The sequence below is a fragment of the Sinosporangium siamense genome, from assembly GCF_016863435.1.
GTDB lineage: Bacteria > Actinomycetota > Actinomycetes > Streptosporangiales > Streptosporangiaceae > Sinosporangium > Sinosporangium siamense.
Window position 1 is genome coordinate 89,610 of the sequence record NZ_BOOW01000015.1, and the last position, 19,896, is coordinate 109,505.

A 19,896-nucleotide genomic window follows, 5' to 3' on the forward strand; every position below is an offset into this window, starting at 1 on the left:
AAATTCGATATATCGAAGGATGTCATCGTGCCGGTGGCTTTGCGCTGGTCCGAATCGGATCGCGATCTTATAAAACGACATCTGCCGGACGCCGTCGTCATCATCCCCCTCGGTGCGACCGAGCAGCACGGACCCCACCTCCCCACCTCGACCGACACCCTCATCGCCGACACGATCGCGGGCGGCGCCGCCGACTCGGCCGCCGGACGCGCGGCCCGGCCGCTGATCGTCGCCCCCGCCGTCTGCCTCGGCGCCTCCGACCACCATCTGCCCTACGGCGGCACGCTCTCCCTGTCGCCCGAGACGCTGCTGGCCCTGATCTGCGACCTGCTCCGCTCGATCGCGGCCCAGGGCGGGCGGCGGGTGGTCCTGCTCAACGGGCACGGCGGCAACACCGGCGTCTGCCACGCCGCGGCCGCCGCCGGCGCCACCCGCTTCGGGGTGTCGGTCGCGCACATGGACTACTGGCGGCTCGCCGGCACCGGCGGCGAGCCCCCGGTGCCCGGGCATGCCGGCGAGTTCGAGACCTCGATGGTGCTCGCCGTGCGTCCCGACCTGGTCGGGCCGCGTGAGCCCAGGCACGAGACCCCTCACCTCCCGGCGGTCGAAGGGGCCGATCTGCACTCGGCCGAGGTGTGGCGCGGCATCGACGGTTACACCGACCGGCCCGACCTCGCGCGGAACGAGGACGGCAAGCGGCGCCTCGCGGATCTGATCGGCCGCACGGCGGACCGCCTGGCAGAGCTCGCGGGTGCGCTGTGATCGACTTCCATACCCACGCCCCCGCCTGGAACGATGCAGGCTGGCTCGGCGGCGCGCGGTTCGGGGCCGAGGAGTTCATCGCCTTCATGGACTCGACGGGCATCGAGCAGGCGCTGGTCCTCAGCCACGACGGCCTCTTCAACGCCACCCCGAAGGCCAACGACGACCTCGCGGCCTTCGTCGCGCACCATCCCGATCGGCTCGCCGGTTTTGGAACGGTGCATCCCCGTGACGCCGGCGCCGCCGCCGAGGTCGACCGCATGCTCGGCACGCTCAAGCTGCGCGGGCTCAAACTGCATCCGTGGCTTCAGGGGTTCAGCATGCACGAGCGCGCCCTTGACCCCGTCTGCGACGTGCTCGCCCAGCGCGGCGGAATCCTGCTCAGCCACGACGGGACCCCGCCCTACTCCACGGCAGGCCAGATCGCGGCGCTCGCCCGCCGCCACCCCTCCCTCCCGGTCGTCCTGGGGCACGGGGGCCTCCACGACACCTGGCGCGAATCGCTCGCCCTCACCGTCGAGACCCCGAACCTCTACCTCTGCATCTGCGGCACACCGCCCTACGCGGCCCGCGAGATCCTCGCCAAAGCGCCCTCGCACAAGGTGCTGTTCGGCACCGACGCCGGTCTTTCCGACCGCACGAGCCAGGACTACGCGGTGGCCAGGGTCGCCGAGATCGACGGATGGGGGATCACCGACCGGCAGCGCCAGGCGATGCTGGTCGACAACCCCCGGGCGCTTTTGGGGGCGGCGCGATGAAGGCGACGGTGGCCGCGATCCACACCGCGGCGGTCAGCCTCAAGGCGCACCCTGACCTTTCGGTCAGCGGCGCCAGAGGCGCGCACGCCAGATCGGACTTCCTCCTGGTCCGCGTCGTCACCAGCACCGGCGTCGAGGGCTTCGGCGAGGTGAGCGGCACGCCGCTGTGGAGCGGCGAGGACGGCGCCAGCGCCGCGCACTTCATCCGCACCGTCCTCGCCTCCGCCCTGATCGGCAGGCCGCTCGCCCCGGTCGGCGGCCTGGAACTCCTCATGGACCGGGTCCTCGCCGCCAACCCCTTCACCAAGGCCGGTGTGGCGACCGCCCTGTGGGACGCCTTCGCGCGCACCCTCGGCGTCCCGCTCGCCGTGGCGCTCGGCGGCCCCTACCGCGACGAGGTCCCGATCAAGCTGTCCCTCTCCGGCGACGGGCCGGTGCTGGACGCGGCGTTCCGCGCGGCGACCGAGGCCGGCTTCCGCTCCTTCAAGGTCAAAGTCGGGCTCGGCGTCGCCGGCGACGCCGCCCGCGTGGCGCGGGCCCGCGAACTCGCCGGCCCTGCGGCCTTTCTCGGCGCCGACGCCAACGGAGGCTGGACCCGCAGCCAGGCGGCGCGGGCCATCCCCGCGCTGGCCGCGCAGGATGTCGCCTTCGTCGAGCAGCCGGTCGCCCCTGAGGACCTCTCCGGCATGCGTGAGCTGCGCGGACGCGGCCTTCCGGTGATCGCAGACGAGTCGGTGTTCGGCACGGCGGACCTCGCCGCGCTGATACGCGCGGAGGCCGCCGACTGCGTCAGCCTCTATGTGGGTAAGAGCGGCGGCCCAGGCCGCGCCGTCGCCATGGGGCGGCTCGCCGCGGCCTTCGGGCTCGACGCCCTCATCGGCTCCAACGGCGAGCTCGGCATCGGCGCCGCCGCGCAACTCCACGTCGCCTGCGCGCTGCCGTCACTGTCGGCGGAGTTCCCCTCCGACATCATCGGCGCGCACTACTACACCGAGGACATCCTCGCCGAACCGCTGGACAGCGACGGCCGGAGGGTCGCGCTGCGCGACGCGCCGGGGCTCGGCGTCCGTCCGCGCGAGGATCTGATGAGGGAATTCCGATGATCGTCGACGTGCACGCGCACACCCCCACCCACCGCGACGCCGTGCCGCCGGAGGAGAGACGCGTCTTCACCTCCTGGCGCACCGACCGCGACGTCGTCACCACCAACTCCTGGGCCGACTTCGACGGCGCCATGTCCGCCGCCGACGTGGTGATCGTGTTCAACATCGCGGTGGCCGACCCGGCCGCCGCAACCGGCATCCCGCACCCGCCGGAGCGCACCAACGACGCCACCGCCGAGTTCGCGGCCGCCGACCCCGCCCGCCGTATTGGGTTCATGTCGGTCGATCCCACGTCGCCCGGCTGCCTGGAGGAGGCCGAGCGGTGCCGCGAGATGGGGCTCGTCGGCGTCAAACTGGGCCCGAACTATCAGAACTTCGACCCCCTGGGCGAGGCCGCGCTGGCGTTCTACGCCTACTGCGAGCGCAACGCCCTGCCCATCGTGTTCCACCAGGGGGCCTCGCCCATCCGCGCGGCCCCGCTGCGCTACACCTATCCGCTGGTCACCGACGAGGTCGCGCTGCGTTTCCCCGAACTGCGCATCGTCATGGCCCACATGGGCCACCCGTGGGGCAAGGAGACGGTGGCGACGATACGCAAGCATCCCCACGTCTACGCCGACGTGTCCTCGATCTACCTGCGGCCCTGGGTGTGCTACGAGTCGCTGCTCGCCGCGGTCGAATGGGGCTGCACCCACAAGCTGCTGCTCGGCTCGGACTTCCCGATCGCCAACACCGGCGAGGCGATGGCGGGCCTGCGCGGCGTCAACGACATCCTCGCGGGCACGGCACTGCCGCGGGTGCCGGCCGAACTCGTCGAGCAGATCATCCACGCCGACGCGCTCACCGCACTCGGCTTGACCGCAGGGGGATCCCGTGATCGTTGACGCGCATGTGCGGCTGGGGCGCGGACGCGAGGTCTCCCTCACCGCCGACCGGCTGATCGCCACGATGGACACACTGGGCGTCCACATGGCGCTGGTCGCCCCCGACGAGCGCTGCATCGCCTACGACAACCGCGCCGGCAACGAACTTGTGGCGGCGGCAGCGGCGGCGGCGCCGGGCCGGCTGATCCCCTACGCGGTCGCCAACCCGTGGCGCGGAAAGGCCGCCGTGGACGAGCTCAAGCGCGCCAGGGACGGCGGTGCCCGCGCCCTCAACGTCGACAGCGTCTTGCAGGGCTTCGATCTGCTCGACGGCCTGCTCGACCCGCTCCTCGACTTCGCCGCCGGCGAGGGGTGGCCCGTCTACGTCCGCACCGGCACTCCGCCGAACGCGCTGCCGATGCCGCTGGCCAGCCTGGCCAGGCGCCGGCCGGAGACGCCGTTCGTGATGGGCCGCAGCGGCGCCACGGACTTCTGGATCGACGCGGCGCCCGCGCTGCGTTACGCGCCGAACCTGTACGGCGACACCTGCTACGCGCCGTGGGACACCGTGCTCAACGAACTCGGCGGCGACCCGGAGATCGGCCCCTCGCGGCTGGTCTTCTCCACCGACGCCCCCTACACCGTTCCCGGCGCCGAGCTGCGCCGGGTGCTCGACTGGCCGATCGGCGGCGAGGCGCGGCGCGACGTGCTCGGCGGCACGATGGCGCGTCTGCTCGGAGCCGCGCACACGTGACGTCTCCCGTCTTCCGCGGGTTCTGCGGAAGACGGGCCGTTTCTCGGCCATGTAGCGGAAAACGTTTTCGATATCTCGAATATTAAGGATTACGGAGGGCGAATGATCATCCAGACGAGTGCCTCCCCCGTGGCGGCTCCCCTTGACGGCCACGGCGGTCACGGCGACGCCTCGGACCTGGTTCGCGGCATTTCGCCCGTGCTTGAGGTGCCGTTCACCGACGACGGGGACGTCGACGTCGAGGGGTTCGGCCGGGTCGTCGACTACGTGCTCGGAACGGGCGTCACCAGCGTGATGTTCCCCGGGTTCGCGTCGGAGTATTACAAGCTCACCGAGGAGGAGCGCCGCGAGCTGACCGGCGTCCTGCTGCGGCGCACCGCCGGCCGGGAGGGCTTCGCCGCCATCGTCGCCGTCCAGGACCACACCACCCGGCTGGCTGTGGCCCGCGCCCGCGAGGTGGTGGCGGCCGGGGCCGATCTGATCAACCTGCTGGCGCCGCACTTCCTCAACCCCTCGCGCCGGGCCCAGATCGAGCACGTGTCGGCGGTGCTGGCCGCGGTCGCGCCCACCCCGGTCGTGCTGCAATACGCGCCCGCCGAGACCGGCGCCAGCCTCGACGCCGCGACGATCGCCGGCCTGGTTCGCAGCCACCCCAACCTGCGGCTGGTCAAGGTGGAGTCCAGTCCGCCGGGGCGGCTCATCGGCGAACTGGCCGCTCTGGACCCGCCGGTGATCTCGCTGGAGGGCTATGCGGGCGTGCAGCTGCCCGACGCCTGGCGCCGCGGGGCGGTCGGCAGCCAGCCAGGGTGCTCGTTCACCGAGATCTACGTCGAGATCTGGCGCAGGCTCACGTCCGGGGACGAGGCGGGGGGCGAGGAGCTGCATCGGAGGCTCCTGCCGTACATCTCGTACTGGATGCTCGACACGGAGTTGATCATCGCGGCGGAGAAGCAGATCTCGTTCCGGCGGGGGCTCATCGGCAGCGCGCACTGCCGCGGGCCCGCCCATGTGCTCGACGCCGAGGAACTGCGCCGCATCGAGGTCTTCCTCCAGGAATTCGCGGACCTGCTGCCGGACCTGTCGGGGTAGCGGCTCCCTCTTTCCGCCGGGATCTAGAAATAGCGACATAAAGCCAGATATCACTAGCAATGGAGGTTCTGTGGTGAAAGCTGTACAAAAGTTAATGGTCGGCTTAGCTGCCGTCTCCTGCCTCGCGCTGGCCGCGTGCGGTGGCGGCAGCGGCGGCACCGGTGGACAGGCCGCGCAGAAGGCGCCCGACGCCAAGAACTGGCGTCAGGACATCAAGGGCGGCCCCATCGAGGTCGGCGTGCTGCCCGCCGTCGGCACCCCCTCCCTGAAGTTCCTCGAGGACATCGCCGCCGCGATGGAGAAGGACTACCCCGGCACCGAGGTGAAGCAGACCTTCGCCAACACCAAGACGCGGCCCGCCCTGGAGCAGAGGTGGCGCGCGGGCGACGCCCTCGACGTCGACTACACCATGTTCGACGGCACCAACCCGGCCCTGCTGGACTGGGCCGACGACGGCGCCCTGCTCGACCTCAAGCCCTACCTGGACCAGGTCGACACCACCACAGGAAAGCCCTGGCTGGAGCAGTTCAGCCCCGCGGTCATGCAGTTCATGCAGCACCCGAAGACCGGCAAGGTCTACGGGGTGCCCTCCGAACTCTCCCTGCAGGTGCTGTTCTACAACGCCGCCCTGTTCGAGAAGCACGGCATCACGCCGCCCGCGACGTGGGACGACCTGCTGAAGGCCGCCGACGGGCTCAAGGCGGCAGGAGTGGACCCGATCGCGGTCACCGGCCTGTTCGAGCCCTACATGGGCATGTGGAGTGACAACATCTGGATGCGCACCGTCGGGTACGGCAAAGCCCGCGAAGTCCTGACCGACGGCAAGGGGTCCATCACCGAGGACCCGGGCTTCCTTAAAGGGCTGCAAATGCTCCAGGACCTCCGCGACAAAAAAGGGTTCCTCAAGGGCTTCGAAGGCACCGACTTCACCGCGGCCCAGGCTCAGTTCTTCCAGGGCAAGGCCGGCATGATCCTCATGGGCAGCTGGCTCGTCAGCGAGATGGCCGACGTGATCCCCAAGGACTTCAAGCTCGGCGTCCTGCAGTTCCCCACCGTCACCGGCGGCACCGGCGACCAGGCGAGCATGCTCGCCGCCGCGCAGCTCATGTCCGTCTCCGCCAAGAGCGAGAACATCCCGCTGTCGCTGGAGTGGGTGCGCCGCGTCGTCAGCGTGGAGACCCAGACCCGCAGAGCGACCGAGGTCGGGGAGGTCTCCGCGGTCAAGGGGGTGTCGAGCCCTCCGGGTCTGCCCGGCATCGCCGACGTCGTGGCCAAGGCCGACCGGCTGCAGGCCGCCTACTACGGCCTGATGCAGTCCAAGGCCAAGGACGTCGTCTACCCCGAGATCGCCAAGTTGATGTTCGGCAAGCAAGACGCCCAGCAGACCCTCGAAAACCTCGACAAAGGGCTGCGCCGGGTTCACGGCGGCTGAACCCCGTCATCCCCACCCGCCACGGGCTGCCTCCGAGTAGCCCGTGGCGGGGGCAGACCCCGGGAGGTCACATGTACAAGGCGGCCCAGCGACGCATCATCGTCCCCTTCCTCGCACCGGCGCTCGTGCTGCTGGCGGTCTTCTTCCTCTACCCCCTGATCAAGACGGTGGACTTGTCGCTGAACGAGTTCTCACGCACGGGAACCATGAGGTTCGTCGGGCTTGAGCAATATCGTCTGCTCTCGGGGGACCCCGACTTCTACAACTCCCTCAAGAACACGTTCCTGATCACCCTCATCGGCAGCGGCATGCTGTTCCCGCCCGCCGTCGCCGTCGCCTGGGCGCTCTCGCAGCGGATCCACGGCGAACGGTTCTTCAGGTTCGTGCTGTTCGCCCCCGTGGTGCTGTCGGTGGCGGTCGTCTCGCTGCTGTGGAAGTTCCTCTACCACCCGACTCTCGGGCTGATCAATCCCGCCCTGGAGTCCATGGGGCTCGGCGCCCTGGCCAAGACCTGGCTGGGCGACCCCGCCACCGCACTCGCCGCGGTCACGTTCGTCTCGGTATGGCATGGCATCGGGATCTGGATCGTGCTGCTGTGCGCGGGCTTCGAACGCCTGCCCGAGGACGTCCTGGCGGCCGCGCGGATCGACGGGGCGGGGGAGTGGCGGGTGTTCTGGAGCGTCATGATGCCGATGATGCGGGACCTGCTGCGTGTGCTGGTCGTCCTGTGGGTGGTGCAGAGCCTGCAGACCTTCGCCTTCGTCTACATCCTGACCGGCGGCGGCCCCTTCGGCTCGACCGACACCGTCGGCACCCTCATGTACCGCGCCGCCTTCGAACGCGCCGACTTCGGCTACGCCGCGGCAGCCGGCGTCGTGCTCGTGGTGATCATGCTGGCGGTGGCCAAGCTCCTCAACAAGGTGATGAAGCGCGATGACCTCCAGTACTGACATGAAAGCGCCCGCCGTACCGGACGTCCCCCCGCCTCCCGCGCCCCCGCGCCCGCCGAAGAAGGCTCGCGACTCGCGTCGGCCCCGCGCGCCCTTCCGGCCGTATCACCTGTTCTTCTATCTGCTGCTCGGCGCGGTCGCGGTGTCGTCGATCAGCGCCTATGCCTGGGTCTTCAACGTGTCCATGAAGACCAACGGCGAGTTCATCTCCACACCCCCGTGGCAGATCGCCGAGACCTGGCGCTGGGACAACTACGTCAACGCCTGGGATCGTGCCCACATCGGCATGTTCTTCGGCAACAGCGTGCTCATCAGCGTCGCCTCCACCCTGATCGGCGTCGTGCTGGCGGTCTTCGCGGCCTATCCGCTGGCCCGGATCGCCTTCAGGTTCAGCGGCGCGCTCCTCGGCGTCTTCCTGATGGGGCTCATGATCCCGTGGATGGTGACCTTCGCCCCGCTGTACCTCATCATGCGCGATCTCGGCCTGCTCGACAGCCAGCTCGGGCTGATCCTCGTCTACGCCACCTACAACCTGCCGTTCAACGTCTTCGTCCTCGTCGGCTTCATGAAGACCCTGCCCTACGAACTGGAGGAGGCGGCGGCGGTCGACGGCGCGGGCCCGGCCCGCACGTTCGTCTCGGTGATCCTCCCCCTTCTCGGGCCGGGGCTGGCGTCGGTCGCCATCATCAGCTTCCTGCAGAACTGGAACGAGTTCTTCTACGCGCTGCTGCTCATCCACTCCCCGGAGAAGATGCCGCTGCCGCTTGGGCTCTTCCAGCTCGGGCAGGCCGCTGATTACGGTACAAACTGGTCCACGATGTTCGCCGGAATGATGATCACCGTCACTCCGGTGCTGCTGGGATTCGCACTACTGCAAAAGCAGATCACCAAGGGCCTCACAGCAGGCGCGCTCAAAGGTTGACGAGGTCGAAGGAGACACCATGTCGGCGGCGACATCCCCCCGTCACGCGCTGATCACCGGCGCGGGCGGAACCATCGGCGCGGCCATCGCCCGCGCCCTGCACCGGGACGGCGCGACGGTGATCGTCACCGACGTCGACCTCGACGCGGCACGCGAGACCGCGGCGGGCATCGACGGCGCCGTGGCCATGCACCTCGACATCCGCTCGGACAACTCCGTGCGCGAGGTGGCCGGCTCGCTCACCGCGCGCCACGGCCACCTGGACATCCTGGTCAACAACGCCGCCGTCTGCAGCAACGTCGAGTTCGAGTCCCTCCCAGAACCGGTCTGGGCGGCCGACATCGACGTGGTGCTCGGCGGTGCGATCCGCCTCTGCCAGGCCGTGCTGCCCGGCATGCGGGAGGCCGGCCGGGGCGCCGTCGTCAACGTGGCCTCGGTCAACGGCCACCGCTACTTCGGCAACGACACCTACAGCGCGGCCAAGGCCGGGCTGCTCAACCTCACCCGCGGCCTGGCCGTGCAGTACGGCCGCTACGGCGTGCGCGTCAACTCCGTGTCACCCGGCACCATCGCCACCCCCGCCTGGCGGGCCCGGCTCACGACCCACGCGGACGCCCTGGACAAGGCCGTCGCGTGGTATCCGATGGGACGCGTCGGCACCGAGGACGACGTCGCCGAGGCCGTCGCCTTCCTCGCCGGCGACCGCGCCTCGTGGATCAACGGCGCCGACCTGCCCGTCGACGGCGGCCTCCTGGCCGGCAACCTGCCCATGGCCCGTGACATCGGCGTGGCGGTCGTCGACCGCTGACCCGGAGCCCCGGCCGCCGTGCCCGGCGTGGACGGTCCGGCTCCGGTCGTCCGGCGGGCCGGACGGCTGGGCTGCTCCCGTGCTCGGTGCGGACGGTTCCGTCCCGGTCAGCGGCGCCTCGTGCGGCCCGCCGTCTCGTGGCGGCGCTCAACATCGGCGGCGGAGAACATCGGCGAGTTCCCGGAGGGTTTCCAGGCGGGTGCCGGGCGAAGGCGACACACGCAGCAGGGGCCCGGTCATGTCGGAGGGGGCGCGACTCGTCGGCACGAGCCCTATGAGCAGTGCCGCCTCCGCCGCTCTGGCCTGCGTCTCCTCCGGATCCGTCCCAGGCGGCGGGCGCAGGGTGACGATGGCGGAGGGCTCGCCGAGCGGTTCGGCGACGCGCCAGCCGCCCGCGCCGTCCAGGATCCCGCGCGCCGCCGCCCCGGCCGCCGCCAGGCACGCGTGGACGGCTTCCGGACCCAGCGCGTGGTGTTCGAGTACGGCGGAGCCGAAGCCGACCCGCGCCGCGATCGCGCCCTCGTAGCTCTCGAACCGATCCGCCGGGCACAACGCGTGTGGGCAGGGGATCGTGTCCGGGACGTCGGGCGGGCCATCGAAGTCGGATATGCGGTCGAAATCGCCGCTCGCGCCGAGGACCGCGGCACTTGGCTCGCCGCGGTCGCCGTTCGTGCCGAGTCCCGCGTGACCTCGCTCGCCCCGCCTGCCGCGCCGGCCGCCGAAGTCGCGGCTCGCGCCGGGCAGGATCAGGAACCCCACCCCCCGAGGCCCGGCGAGCCATTTGCGGGACGTGCCGATATAGGCCGTCGCGCCGATGCCGCGGGTCTCCACATGACCGAGGGACTGGCACACGTCCACCACCAGCGGCACCCCCGCCGCCCGGCAGAGGGCGCCCACGGCCTGCGCCGGTTGCACGACGCCCCGGTGCGAGGAGATATGGGAGAGCACGAGCAAGTCGAGGCCGGACACGAGGATCGACCGCAGACCGGCAAGATCGACCCGAGAGTCCCCGTCCAGAGGGATGTCGACCAGCCGCCAGCGGTGCCGCACCGCCAGGCGGCACAGCAGCGCCACCGTCGCGCCGTATTCCGCCCGCGTCACCCCGATCCGCGCCCCTGCGGGCAACGCCCAGCCGCCGAGCAGCGCCGCCGTGGCCGCGGTGCCGCTCTCCACGTAGGCGACGTCCTGGGCCCGTGCGCCGACCAGCGCTGCCAGGCCCGCCTTGGGCACGGTCTGGTCGGGTGCGGCGGCATAGCCGCCCACCTCGCGTTCCAGCCGGAGATGGGCGGCCATCGTGTTGACCACCCGGTCACTCGGCACATTGCACCCGGCCGCGTCGAGATGCCCCCCGGGCCCGGCACTCCGCGCCCGCCGCCACGCCTCCGCGACGCTCTCGCCGGCGGCAGCCGTACAAACCGGCTCGGCCGACCGGGAAGCCTTGCCGCTCGCCGGGATGCCTGGCGTGGCGACGGCCGGACCCGCCTCCGGGCGGGCCGCGGAGGCCGTCGGGCCACACGCCGAGACGCCTGCCGCGCCCGTGTCCGCCGAGGCGGCGCTCTTCCCGATGCCGCTCCCCGGGCCCGCCCCGGTGTGGGGAGGCCCGTTCACACCGCCGCCAGCGTCAGGCTGAAGTCGCCCGCCGGGTCGGTGTAGAAGCGCTGTACGGCGAAGCCCGCGTCTCCGAGTTCCTCCTTCAGCCCCTCGCGCCGGAACTTCGAACTGATCTCGGTGCGGATCTCCTCCCCGTCCGCCAAGGACACGGTGAGGCCGAGTGCGGGAATGCGCACCCGCATGTCGCGGGTGGCGCGCAGCCGCATCTCGATCCACTCGTTGTCCTCGTCGAAGAGCGCGACGTGCTCGAACAGCGCGGGATCGAAGTCGGCGCCGAGTTCCCGGTTGACCACGTGGAGCACGTTGCGGTTGAAGGCCGCGGTGACCCCGGAGGCGTCGTCGTAGGCCGCGACGAGCCGGGCCCGGTCCTTCACGAGGTCGGCCCCGAGCAGGAACGTGTCCCCTGGCCGCAGCGTGTCGTGGAGGCTCTTGAGGAAGGCGCGGCGGGCCGCCGGTTCGAGGTTGCCGATGGTGCCGCCGAGGAACGCCACCATGCGCCGGCCGTCGCGCGGCAGCAGGGCGAGGTGCCGCTCGAAGTCGGCCCGCACGGCGCGTACGGCGACGCCGGGATAGCGGGCGGCGAGCCGGCCCGCCGCCTTCAGCAGGGTGGTGGCGTCGACGTCGACCGCCGTGTAGGCGCGCAGGCTGTCGCCCGCCGCCATGGCGTCGAGCAGCAGGACGGTCTTCTCGCTGGTGCCCGAGCCGAGCTCCACCAGGGTGTCGGCGCCGCTCGCCGCTGCGATGTCGCCGGCCCGTTCCCGCATGATGGCCAGTTCCCGCCGGGTCGGGTAATACTCGTCGAGCCGGGTGATGCGCGTGAACAGGTCGCTCCCCACGGCGTCGTAGAACCACTTGGGCGGCAGCCACTTCGGCGTGGCGGTCAGTCCGGCGCGGACGTCGTGTTCGAGGTCCAGCCGGGGGTTGCTGCGTTCGAGGTGGTCGACGAAGCCGACGGACGGGTGGGCCGGGCTGGCCGGGTGGCTGACGGGCACGGTGCCTCCTTCAGATCGTTGGGTTAGAGCGGCAGAACCTGCGTGCCTCCTCGCGTGACGAGCACGAGGCTCCGGTCGGGCACGGCGTGCCAGCCGGGCCGGTCGTCGAGCGGCTCGCTGGCCACCAGCACGCCGTGGTCGCCTCGGTGGAGGAAGAGCGTGTCGCCGCACGCGGTGGCGGCGAGCGAGGCGCCGTCGGCGGCGAGCAGGTTGAGCCTGGCCTCGGGGTCCTTGGCGGCGGCTGTGGTGACGACGCCGGCGAGGGCGTCGCCGAGGGGCAGCCCGGCGCGCAGCCGCAGGAATACGGCGGCGGCGAGCCAGGCGGAGTCGCAGGTGCTCTCGGCCCCGTCGGCGAGGTCCCTGACGGCGCCGGGGTCGACCCGCCCGTTGTGGCTGAGCAGGTGGGTGCCGTCGGTGAAGGGCGCGGTGGCGGTCTCCTCGACGGGCATGCCGGCGGTGGCGGACCGCACGGCGGCCAGCAGGCAGTGCGAGCGGGCGGCGCGGGCGAGGCCGGGCAGGTTGGCGTCGGTCCAGATGGGCACCGTTCTGCGATAGCGGACGGGGCTGTGGTCGGCTTCGCCGTACCAGCCCATGCCGAAGCCGTCGGCGTTGATCATGCCGTGGCGCTGGAGGCGGGGGGAGTAGGACTGCTGGAGCAGGCCGTTGCCGGGGTCGAAGATGAGTGAGGCGAGGCTCGCGGGGGCGCCGAGCCAGGCGGCGTGGCGGCACATCTACGCCTGCCCGGCGGGTGCGGTGCGGGCGCAGCGGAAACCGGAGAAGATCTGCCTCCTGATGGGGTAGTCCCAGTTGCGGAACGTCGTGCGGACCGCGGCGGGGTCGGCGGCCCAGGAGCCGCCGCGCAGCACCCGGTGGTCCCCGCCGAAGAACACCTCGCTGTACTCCCGGTAGGGAAAGGCGCGGAACCCCGGGTAGGGCAGGAAACACGACGACGTCCACTCCCAGACCTCGCCGATCATCTGCTCGGCGCCGTAGGCCCCGGCTCCCGCCGGGTAGGCGCCGACGGGGGCGGGTCTGGCGGCGCGGTGGCCGAGGTTGGCCCGGTCGGGGGTGGGGGGTTCGTCGCCCCAGGGATATTTGCGGGCGCGTTCGGCGTCGGGGTCCCATCCGCAGGCCTTCTCCCATTCGGCCTCGGTGGGGAGCCGCTTGCCGGCCCAGCGGGCGTAGGCGTCGGCTTCGTACCAGCAGACGTGCTGGACGGGTTCGTCCATGGGGACCGGTTCGGGGCGGCCGAAACGCGAGCGCCACCAGGTTGCGCCCTCGCGGGTCCAGAACAGCGGGGCGTGGACGCTGGACTCGGTGCGCCACCGCCAACCGCCGGGGGCCCACCAGCGCGGGTCGTCGTAGCCGCCGTCCTCGATGAAGTGGATGTAGGAGCGGTTGTCGACGGGGAACCGGTCGATGTAGTAGGCGGGCAGGTCGACACGGTGGGCGCGCCGCTCGTTGTCGTAGGCCCACGGCTCGGTGTCGGTGCCCATGAGGAACGGCCCGGCAGGCACGAACACCTCGTCGGCCCCGAACGCGGGCCGGCCGGGCGGCAGGGGGCTGTCGCGCACGAGGCCCGGCTGCCCGGACAGCTGGAGGGTGGCGAGCATGGTCTCGTCGTGCTGGTGCTCGTGCTGGATCACCAGGCCGAAGACGAACCCGGCCCGGTGCAGGGGCTCGGGGCCCGACAGGTCGATCGCGTCGAGCACGTCCAGGGTGCGGCCCCGCACCCCGGAGATGTATTTGCGGGTCTCGGCCGGGCCGAGCAGGGGGAGGGTGGGGCGGCTCTTGCGCGGCTGCTTGAAGGCGTCGTAGAGGTCGTCGATCTCTGGCCGCAGCGGGGTGATGCCGCCGGCCTCGCGCAGCACCCACAACTCCTCGTAGTTGCCGATGTGCGCGAGGTCCCAGATCAGGGGCGACATCAGCGGCGAGTGCTGACGCAGCAGCAGGTCGTCCTCGGCGTCGGTATACGCGAGCGACCGGCCCCGCACGGCGGCCAGGTCGGTTGCGATTCGTTCCTTGAAGGTGGCTGCGAAGTCGTTCAAGACTGCCCTTCCTCGCGTCGCAGGGACGGCGGGTGCCCGCCCGGTCCGCTCAGCCGTTCGATCAGGTTCTCGGGACCGCAGGCCATGAGGTCGGCCGCGGGGGACAGGCCCGGTGTCACATACCGGTCGGCGAACTCGGCCACCCGCTCGACGAGGCCCTTCCCCGCGCCGAGCCGGGGAAGGGCCGCAAGCGCCGCGTCGAAACACGCCTCCGCCGCGCCGCGCAGGGCCGTGTCGGCGAGGCCGTGCCGTGCGGCGTGCCGCCACCGCGAGGTGCCGGGCGGCGGCGCCGAGAGGTAAGGCTCGGCGCCCGCGAGAGCGGTGTCGGCCGCCGTGTCGTCAACGATCAGCGCGTGGGTGACGGCCACGCACACCGGCCACAGGTCGGGGTGCTGGGCGTCGAGATAGCGGATCTCCAGCCACCCGCGCGGCCGGACCGGCGGGAACAGGGTGGTGGCGTGGTAGGCGAGGTCGTCGAGGGTGGGGCGGGGGACGGTCGCCGGGCCGGTCAGCCAGTCGCGGAAGGTCGAGCCGTCGTGGACGGGGCGGTAGCCATCCGGGCCATGCCGTACCAGCATGAGGCGGGCGTCGAGCAGGTAGTCGCGCCACGCCCCCGCGGGGTCGGCGGCGGCGGGCACGGGGGCGGTCCTGGAGCGGTCGAGGTTCTCCCACACGGCCTGGCGGCCCGACATCCACATGCAGCGGCGGCCCGCCATGAGCGGCGAGTTGGCGAAGGCCGCGGTCAGCACGGGGCCGAGGGTGTGGGCGCGTTCCCACCGCCGTGCCGGATGCTCGCCGAGATCCAGGTTGACCTGGATGGAGGCGGTGGAGCACATCATGAGCGCGCCGTACGGCAGGCCGAGGAAGGCCGCCATCGCGTCGTAGCGCGGTTCGTGCACCTGCCTGGCGGCCCGGCGCACCGGGTCGAGGCCGACTCCGGCGAGCAGCAGGCCGTCCGCCAGCAGGGCGGCCCGGACGACCGCGACGTCGGCGGCGAGGGCGCCGATCGCGGCGGTCAGGTCGCCGGCGGGGCCGGAGAGTTCGAGCTGGCCGCCGGGTTCGAAGGTGATCCGGCTGCCGCCGGGCAGGGCGGGCAGCGCCTCGGCGACCCTGGCGACCGGCACCGGGCGGGCGGGAGCCGTACGGTCGAAGACCAGGAACTCCAGTTCGGCTCCGACGCGGTCGCCGCCTGAGGTCAGGACGGGGAAGCATGAACGCGCGAAGTCATCCACCGCCGAGACGTCCATGATCGGCGTGTCCTCGGCCGCCAGCCCGACCATTCGATCCCCTTTCGCGCGGGTGTCCTCGGGTCTACAGACCCGTGAGACGGCCACGCGTTACAGGCGACTTCGAGGATCGGCCGCGCCCCGCTTCGCCGGCGGCTGCCGGAGCGGATGGTGTCTGCTCTATACAGACCGGCCGGGCGGCCCGGCGTTACAGGGGACTTCGCGGATCGGCGGTGCGCCGCTCGCGGAAGGCCGCCAGCAGCCGCTCACGCGCCTCGGCGGGCAGCTCCTCAGGCAATGCTTCGGGTGGGGCCTCGGCGGAGCCGTTTGCCGCGTGCCGCTGGGGGTTGCGCAGGCGGCCGAGCAGGCCCGCCGTGGCGCGAAGCTGGCCGACATAACGCTCGCAGCCCCCACAGCCGGCCAGATGGGCCGTGAGGTCGCCGCGCGCGGATTCTTCCAGCGCATCGTCCATATAGGCGGTGGCGAGTTCCACCACCTCTTCGCACCTGAACCGCTTCACAGTTGTGATCGCCTCACCCTCTCGCGGATCGAATCGTATGTGCGCTAGCTCGGCCGGGCGGCCACCTGAAAGTAGTCGGAAAGCCGGCCCCGCACCGACGCGCGGGCCCGGTGAAGGAGGACCCGCTGATTGGCGGCCGAGATGGCCAGGATCTCGCACACCTCCTCCGATGTGCACCCCTCGACATCGCGAAGGGTGATCACGGTGCGCTGCCGGGGCGGCAGCTCGGCCAATGCCGCCGCGAGCCGGTCGCGCGTCTCGGCGGCCAGCGCCTCACCCTCGGGCGTCGGCCAGCGGGCCGGGGGCTCGCGCCAGGCGCCGGGGCTCGGCCCGCCCGCCCCGTGGAAACGCCTGTCGGGCCGGTCGGCCGCCGGCGCCCCGTCGTGCTCGGGGGCTCCGTCGAAGGCGCTGCTCCAGGGGATGGTACGGCTTTCGCGCGCCTGCCGTTTCTTGGCGGTGTTGGCGAGGATCCGGTAGATCCAGGTCTTCACCGAGGACCGCCCTTCGAACCCGTCGATGCCCGCGATCACCGCGAGCCAGGTCTCCTGGACGACCTCCTCGGCGGAGGCGCGGGTGGACAGGTAGGACCCGGCGACGCGCAGCATGCCGGGCGACCACTCGTCGAGCAGCCTCGCGAACAACTCCTCGTCGCCGGAGCGGAGTCCCGCGACCACGACGTCGTCCGGAGGCAGCCCACCAGCCGCGATAATCCCCACGGTAGATAGCTTCCCCGCCAGCCCCGACACATGTCCACATCGTCATGCTTTGTCGGTTTCGGTCCGCTAGATCTCGTAATTATGCATAGACCGGGGTAAACACCGTGGAACACTGCTGGTTCCCTCGGTATCAGGAAGATGACGGGCTGCTCACGGAGCATATTCAGCCGTTGACTTCTGGTGTCGGTTTCATCACGCTCTAGGAAAATCTGTAAGTGTTGAGAGGTGGACCGTGACCGGCCTGCGAGTCCTGGCCGTGGACGACGAACTCCCCGCGCTGGAAGATCTGGCCTACCTGCTGCGGGCCGACCCCCGGATCGCCGAGGTGGCCACCGCCCGCGACGGCGCGGCGGCGCTGCGCCTGCTGGACCGCGCCATCGCCCAGGGCCGGCCGGTGGACGCGGTTTTCCTCGACATCCGGATGCGGGGGCTCGACGGCGTCGTGCTCGGCAGACTGCTCTCCCAGTTCGCGAGCCCGCCCAAGGTCGTCTTCGTCACCGCCTACGAGGAACACGCCGTCGACGCCTTCGAGATCAAGGCCGAGGACTACCTCCTCAAGCCCGTCCGGGCCGAACGCCTGGCCGAGGCGGTCCGCCGGGTCTGCGTGGCGGCCGACGCCCCCGAACCCGTCCGCGCCGAACCCGACACCATCCCCGTCGAACTCGGCGGCGTGACGAGATTCGTCTCCAGCTCCGACGTGGTCTACGTCGAGGCCCAGGGCGACTACGCCCGCCTGCACACCCACGGCGCCAGCCACCTCGTCCGCATCTCGCTCAACACGCTGGAGGAGCGGTGGGCGGCGGCCGGGTTCGTGCGGGTGCACCGCAGCCACCTCGTCGCCGTCAAGCACATCGAGGAGCTCCACCTCGACTCCGGCCGCTGCACCGTGCGCGTCCGCGGCGCCGAGATCCCGGTCAGCCGCCGCCACACGCGTGAGCTGCGCGACCTGCTTGTGCGCCGGGCCCGCAAGGGAAGGGCCGATTGAAGGCGGACCGGCCGCGCCGGGTGGTCGTCACCAGCCCCAGGACCTCGGCCGCCCGTCCGCCCCGCTATCCCGCCACCCGCGAGATCGACGAGCAGACCGGCCTCGGTGAGGTCTACATGCGGTCGCTGGTGCGCGCGCAGCTCCGCCTGGCGTTGTTCGTGTGCACCGTGCTTGGCTGCGTGGTCCTCGGGCTGCCGCTGATCTTCGTGCTCCTGCCCGGCTTCTCGCAGGTCGCCGTGCTCGGCGTGCCGCTGCCCTGGGTGGTGCTCGCCGGGCTGATCTATCCCGCGTTCGTGGGCGGCGCCGTACTCTATGTACGGCAGGCCGAGCGCAACGAGGCGCGGTTCGCCGAGCTGCTGGAGCGCGAGTGAACGCCGCCCTCCAGATGGGCGCCGTGGTCGCGGTGGTGTCGGCCACGCTCCTCATCGGGGTCTTCGGGTTGCGCGTGTCGCGCACCACGTCCGACTTCTACGTGGCCTCCCGCACGGTCTCGCCCCTCTGGAACGCCTCGGCCATCGGCGGCGAATACCTGTCGGCCGCGTCGTTCCTCGGCATCGCCGGGCTGATCCTCGCCTACGGCGCCGACATGTTGTGGTTGCCGGTCGGCTGGACCGGCGGCTATCTGGTGCTCCTGGTGCTGATCTCGGCGCCGCTGCGCCGCTCCGGGGCCTACACCCTGCCCGACTTCGCCGAGGCCCGCCTGGAGTCGATGGTCGTCCGGCGCGCCGCCGGGGTGCTGGTGGTGCTGATCGGCTGGCTCTACCTGATGCCGCAGTTTCAGAGCGCCGGGCTCGTGCTGCGCACCGTCACCGGGGCGCCTGTGTGGGCCGGGTCGCTGCTCGTGGCCTTCGTCGTGGTCGTCAACGTGCTGTCGGGCGGCATGCGGTCGATCACCTTCGTCCAGGCGTTCCAATACTGGCTGAAGCTGACCGCGCTGGCCGCGCCCGTGATCTTCCTGCTCATCGCCTGGCGCCGCGACGGCGCGCCGGGGCTGACCGCGCAGGACCTCTCCACCTGGGCGATGCCGCTGGCGGGCGACCGCGACTACGACATCTACTCGACCTACTCGCTGATCCTCGCGACCTTCCTCGGCACCATGGGCCTGCCGCACGTGCTGGTCCGCTTCTACACCAACCCCGACGGGCGCGCCGCCCGCCGCACCACTCTCGTCGTGCTGGCCCTGCTGGGGTCGTTCTACCTGCTCCCCGCGATCTACGGCGCCCTCGGCCGTATATACGCGACCGACCTGCTGGCCGAGGGGCGCAGCGACGCGGTCGTGCTGACCCTGCCGGGCCGCCTGCTCGGCGGCACCCTCGGCGAACTGCTCACCGCGCTCGTGACCGCCGGGGCCTTCGCCGCGTTCCTGTCCACCTGCTCGGGGCTGACCGTGTCGGTCGCCGGGGTGATCGGCCAGGACCTCCTCCAAGGGGGCGTGCGGTCGTTCCGGGTGGCCGCCGTCCTCGCGGTGCTCATGCCGCTCGGCCTCGCGCTCGCCGCCCGGGCGCTGCCGGTGGCCGACGTGGTCGGCCTGGCCTTCGCCGTGGCGGCCTCGTCGTTCTGCCCCCTGCTGGTGCTCGGCATCTGGTGGCGGCGGCTCACCGACGCCGGCGCCATGGCGGGCCTGGTGAGCGGCGGCGGCCTGGCGAGCCTCGCGGTGATCGCCACGATCGTGGGCGGCCCGCACGACGGCCTGCTCGGCGCACTCCTCGCCCAGCCGGCCGCGTGGAGCGTGCCGATCGCGTTCGTGGTGATGATCGTCGTCTCGCTGCTGACCCCGCATCGGGTGCCGTCCGGCGTGGCGCGGATCATGGTGCGGCTGCACACACCCGAGAACCTCGACGTGGACCGCGGCGACTGGCGGCCCCGCCGCACGTGACGTCCCGATCCTCGCCGCCTCGGCCCGGCCCTACCCGATGTCCTGGTCGCCGCCATCAGGGGGGCTCCGCCCTACCGTGGGATCGTCTCGCGCCCGGCCCGTGTCTGTGATCGTCTCGCGTGGCGAGGCCGCCCCCGGCTCGCGTCTGCGTGGGGTTCCGCCGTACAGGCCGGTCTTCCGGCGGAGGCTTGACGGGGGCGGGTTTGAAACGTGATGAGCTGGTGTTTTTGATGATTTTTCCGGATGCGGGGCGGTAAGTGGGAGCGAGGCAGGGTGACCGTTCACCGCTGCTAGGGAACCTTTCACCGCAAGGTGGGGCCAACTGGTCGCCGCCTCGTGCCGACTCGCCGATGCACCCGCGCGCCCCTCTCCAAAACCGCTACGGTCGCCTCTTACGTTGAGCGTGATCGGCATCACACTCGCAAGGGGAGGGTCATTCAGTGACCACCAGGCAGCACGACATATCGGTCTATGAACAGGT

20 protein-coding genes are annotated in these 19,896 nt (G+C 71.4%); 13 read left to right on the forward strand and 7 right to left on the reverse strand.

All coding sequences use genetic code 11. The annotated features are described in order from the left end of the window. Positions 1 to 27: 27 nt before the first annotated feature. From Ssi02_RS12580 to Ssi02_RS12625, 10 genes are all read left to right on the forward strand, one after another. A complete protein-coding gene (locus Ssi02_RS12580) occupies positions 28 to 762 on the forward strand; it encodes a creatininase family protein (RefSeq protein ID WP_204025110.1) in 735 nt (244 codons plus the stop codon). Then, positions 759 to 1,520 (forward strand): amidohydrolase family protein, encoded by a 762-nt coding sequence (locus tag Ssi02_RS12585; protein ID WP_204025111.1) that lies wholly within the window; start codon positions 759 to 761, stop codon positions 1,518 to 1,520. Before Ssi02_RS12580 ends, Ssi02_RS12585 begins: the two co-directional genes overlap by 4 nt. Next, a complete protein-coding gene (locus Ssi02_RS12590) occupies positions 1,517 to 2,623 on the forward strand; it encodes a mandelate racemase/muconate lactonizing enzyme family protein (RefSeq protein WP_204025112.1) in 1,107 nt (368 codons plus the stop codon). Before Ssi02_RS12585 ends, Ssi02_RS12590 begins: the two co-directional genes overlap by 4 nt. Beyond that, on the forward strand, positions 2,620 to 3,507 hold the full coding sequence (locus Ssi02_RS12595) for an amidohydrolase family protein (protein WP_204025113.1): 888 nt from the start codon (positions 2,620 to 2,622) through the stop codon (positions 3,505 to 3,507). The genes Ssi02_RS12590 and Ssi02_RS12595 overlap by 4 nt, the downstream gene beginning before the upstream one ends. Continuing rightward, positions 3,497 to 4,240, forward strand: a complete 744-nt coding sequence (locus Ssi02_RS12600) for an amidohydrolase family protein (protein ID WP_204025114.1) — start codon at positions 3,497 to 3,499, stop codon at positions 4,238 to 4,240. The genes Ssi02_RS12595 and Ssi02_RS12600 overlap by 11 nt, the downstream gene beginning before the upstream one ends. 102 nt (positions 4,241 to 4,342) lie before the next feature. Continuing rightward, the gene (locus Ssi02_RS12605; RefSeq protein WP_204025115.1) at positions 4,343 to 5,329 is read left to right on the forward strand and encodes a dihydrodipicolinate synthase family protein; all 987 of its coding nucleotides are present in this window, start codon (positions 4,343 to 4,345) and stop codon (positions 5,327 to 5,329) included. Between the two features lie 73 nt (positions 5,330 to 5,402). Next, positions 5,403 to 6,761, forward strand: a complete 1,359-nt coding sequence (locus Ssi02_RS12610; protein ID WP_204025117.1) for an ABC transporter substrate-binding protein — start codon at positions 5,403 to 5,405, stop codon at positions 6,759 to 6,761. A gap of 71 nt (positions 6,762 to 6,832) precedes the next feature. Further along, entirely contained in the window at positions 6,833 to 7,711 is an 879-nt protein-coding gene (locus tag Ssi02_RS12615; protein WP_204025118.1) for a carbohydrate ABC transporter permease, read from the forward strand. Then, positions 7,695 to 8,633, forward strand: a complete 939-nt coding sequence (locus tag Ssi02_RS12620) for a carbohydrate ABC transporter permease (protein ID WP_204025119.1) — start codon at positions 7,695 to 7,697, stop codon at positions 8,631 to 8,633. Before Ssi02_RS12615 ends, Ssi02_RS12620 begins: the two co-directional genes overlap by 17 nt. A gap of 19 nt (positions 8,634 to 8,652) precedes the next feature. Further along, complete coding sequence (locus Ssi02_RS12625; protein WP_204025120.1) at positions 8,653 to 9,441, forward strand: SDR family NAD(P)-dependent oxidoreductase; 789 nt, start codon at positions 8,653 to 8,655, stop codon at positions 9,439 to 9,441. Between the two features lie 147 nt (positions 9,442 to 9,588). Here the strand turns inward: Ssi02_RS12625 and Ssi02_RS12630 are convergent, their stop codons facing one another. The 7 genes from Ssi02_RS12630 to Ssi02_RS12660 all read right to left on the reverse strand — a co-directional run bounded on the left by Ssi02_RS12630 (position 9,589) and on the right by Ssi02_RS12660 (position 16,554). Next, the gene (locus Ssi02_RS12630; RefSeq protein ID WP_239128853.1) at positions 9,589 to 11,049 is read right to left on the reverse strand and encodes an aminotransferase class V-fold PLP-dependent enzyme; all 1,461 of its coding nucleotides are present in this window, start codon (positions 11,047 to 11,049) and stop codon (positions 9,589 to 9,591) included. Further along, the gene (gene egtD, locus Ssi02_RS12635; protein ID WP_204025181.1) at positions 11,046 to 11,966 is read right to left on the reverse strand and encodes an L-histidine N(alpha)-methyltransferase; all 921 of its coding nucleotides are present in this window, start codon (positions 11,964 to 11,966) and stop codon (positions 11,046 to 11,048) included. Before egtD ends, Ssi02_RS12630 begins: the two co-directional genes overlap by 4 nt. Before the next feature lie 101 nt (positions 11,967 to 12,067). After that, complete coding sequence (gene egtC, locus Ssi02_RS12640; RefSeq protein ID WP_204025121.1) at positions 12,068 to 12,775, reverse strand: ergothioneine biosynthesis protein EgtC; 708 nt, start codon at positions 12,773 to 12,775, stop codon at positions 12,068 to 12,070. Beyond that, on the reverse strand, positions 12,776 to 14,092 hold the full coding sequence (gene egtB, locus Ssi02_RS12645; RefSeq protein ID WP_204025122.1) for an ergothioneine biosynthesis protein EgtB: 1,317 nt from the start codon (positions 14,090 to 14,092) through the stop codon (positions 12,776 to 12,778). It abuts the gene before it with no gap. After that, the gene (egtA, locus tag Ssi02_RS12650; protein ID WP_204025123.1) at positions 14,089 to 15,372 is read right to left on the reverse strand and encodes an ergothioneine biosynthesis glutamate--cysteine ligase EgtA; all 1,284 of its coding nucleotides are present in this window, start codon (positions 15,370 to 15,372) and stop codon (positions 14,089 to 14,091) included. The genes egtB and egtA overlap by 4 nt, the downstream gene beginning before the upstream one ends. A 154-nt stretch (positions 15,373 to 15,526) precedes the next feature. Continuing rightward, positions 15,527 to 15,838, reverse strand: coding sequence for an anti-sigma factor family protein (locus tag Ssi02_RS12655; RefSeq protein ID WP_204025125.1), 312 nt, complete (start codon positions 15,836 to 15,838; stop codon positions 15,527 to 15,529). A 44-nt stretch (positions 15,839 to 15,882) separates the two neighbouring features. Then, positions 15,883 to 16,554 carry an RNA polymerase sigma factor gene (locus Ssi02_RS12660; protein ID WP_204025127.1) on the reverse strand — a complete coding sequence of 224 codons (672 nt, stop codon included), beginning with the start codon at positions 16,552 to 16,554 and terminating at the stop codon, positions 15,883 to 15,885. A gap of 232 nt (positions 16,555 to 16,786) precedes the next feature. Between Ssi02_RS12660 and Ssi02_RS12665 the strand changes: the two genes are divergently transcribed. Genes Ssi02_RS12665 through Ssi02_RS12675 form a run of 3 tightly spaced genes read left to right on the forward strand, consistent with a single transcriptional unit; the run spans position 16,787 to position 19,415 of the window. Next, positions 16,787 to 17,539, forward strand: a complete 753-nt coding sequence (locus Ssi02_RS12665) for a LytR/AlgR family response regulator transcription factor (protein WP_204025129.1) — start codon at positions 16,787 to 16,789, stop codon at positions 17,537 to 17,539. Beyond that, positions 17,536 to 17,910 (forward strand): hypothetical protein, encoded by a 375-nt coding sequence (locus Ssi02_RS12670; RefSeq protein ID WP_204025131.1) that lies wholly within the window; start codon positions 17,536 to 17,538, stop codon positions 17,908 to 17,910. Before Ssi02_RS12665 ends, Ssi02_RS12670 begins: the two co-directional genes overlap by 4 nt. Further along, entirely contained in the window at positions 17,907 to 19,415 is a 1,509-nt protein-coding gene (locus Ssi02_RS12675; protein WP_373870128.1) for a sodium/solute symporter, read from the forward strand. Before Ssi02_RS12670 ends, Ssi02_RS12675 begins: the two co-directional genes overlap by 4 nt. Positions 19,416 to 19,896 lie beyond the last annotated feature (481 nt).

Coding starts and splice junctions, on each gene's coding strand:
- Ssi02_RS12615 (WP_204025118.1), top strand. CDS start 6,833: ATGTACAAGGCGGCCCAGCGACGCATCATCGTCCCCTTCCTCGCACCG.
- Ssi02_RS12625 (WP_204025120.1), top strand. CDS start 8,653: ATGTCGGCGGCGACATCCCCCCGTCACGCGCTGATCACCGGCGCGGGC.
- egtA (WP_204025123.1), bottom strand. CDS start 15,372: ATGGTCGGGCTGGCGGCCGAGGACACGCCGATCATGGACGTCTCGGCG.
- egtC (WP_204025121.1), bottom strand. CDS start 12,775: ATGTGCCGCCACGCCGCCTGGCTCGGCGCCCCCGCGAGCCTCGCCTCA.
- Ssi02_RS12605 (WP_204025115.1), top strand. CDS start 4,343: ATGATCATCCAGACGAGTGCCTCCCCCGTGGCGGCTCCCCTTGACGGC.
- Ssi02_RS12590 (WP_204025112.1), top strand. CDS start 1,517: ATGAAGGCGACGGTGGCCGCGATCCACACCGCGGCGGTCAGCCTCAAG.
- Ssi02_RS12620 (WP_204025119.1), top strand. CDS start 7,695: ATGACCTCCAGTACTGACATGAAAGCGCCCGCCGTACCGGACGTCCCC.
- Ssi02_RS12595 (WP_204025113.1), top strand. CDS start 2,620: ATGATCGTCGACGTGCACGCGCACACCCCCACCCACCGCGACGCCGTG.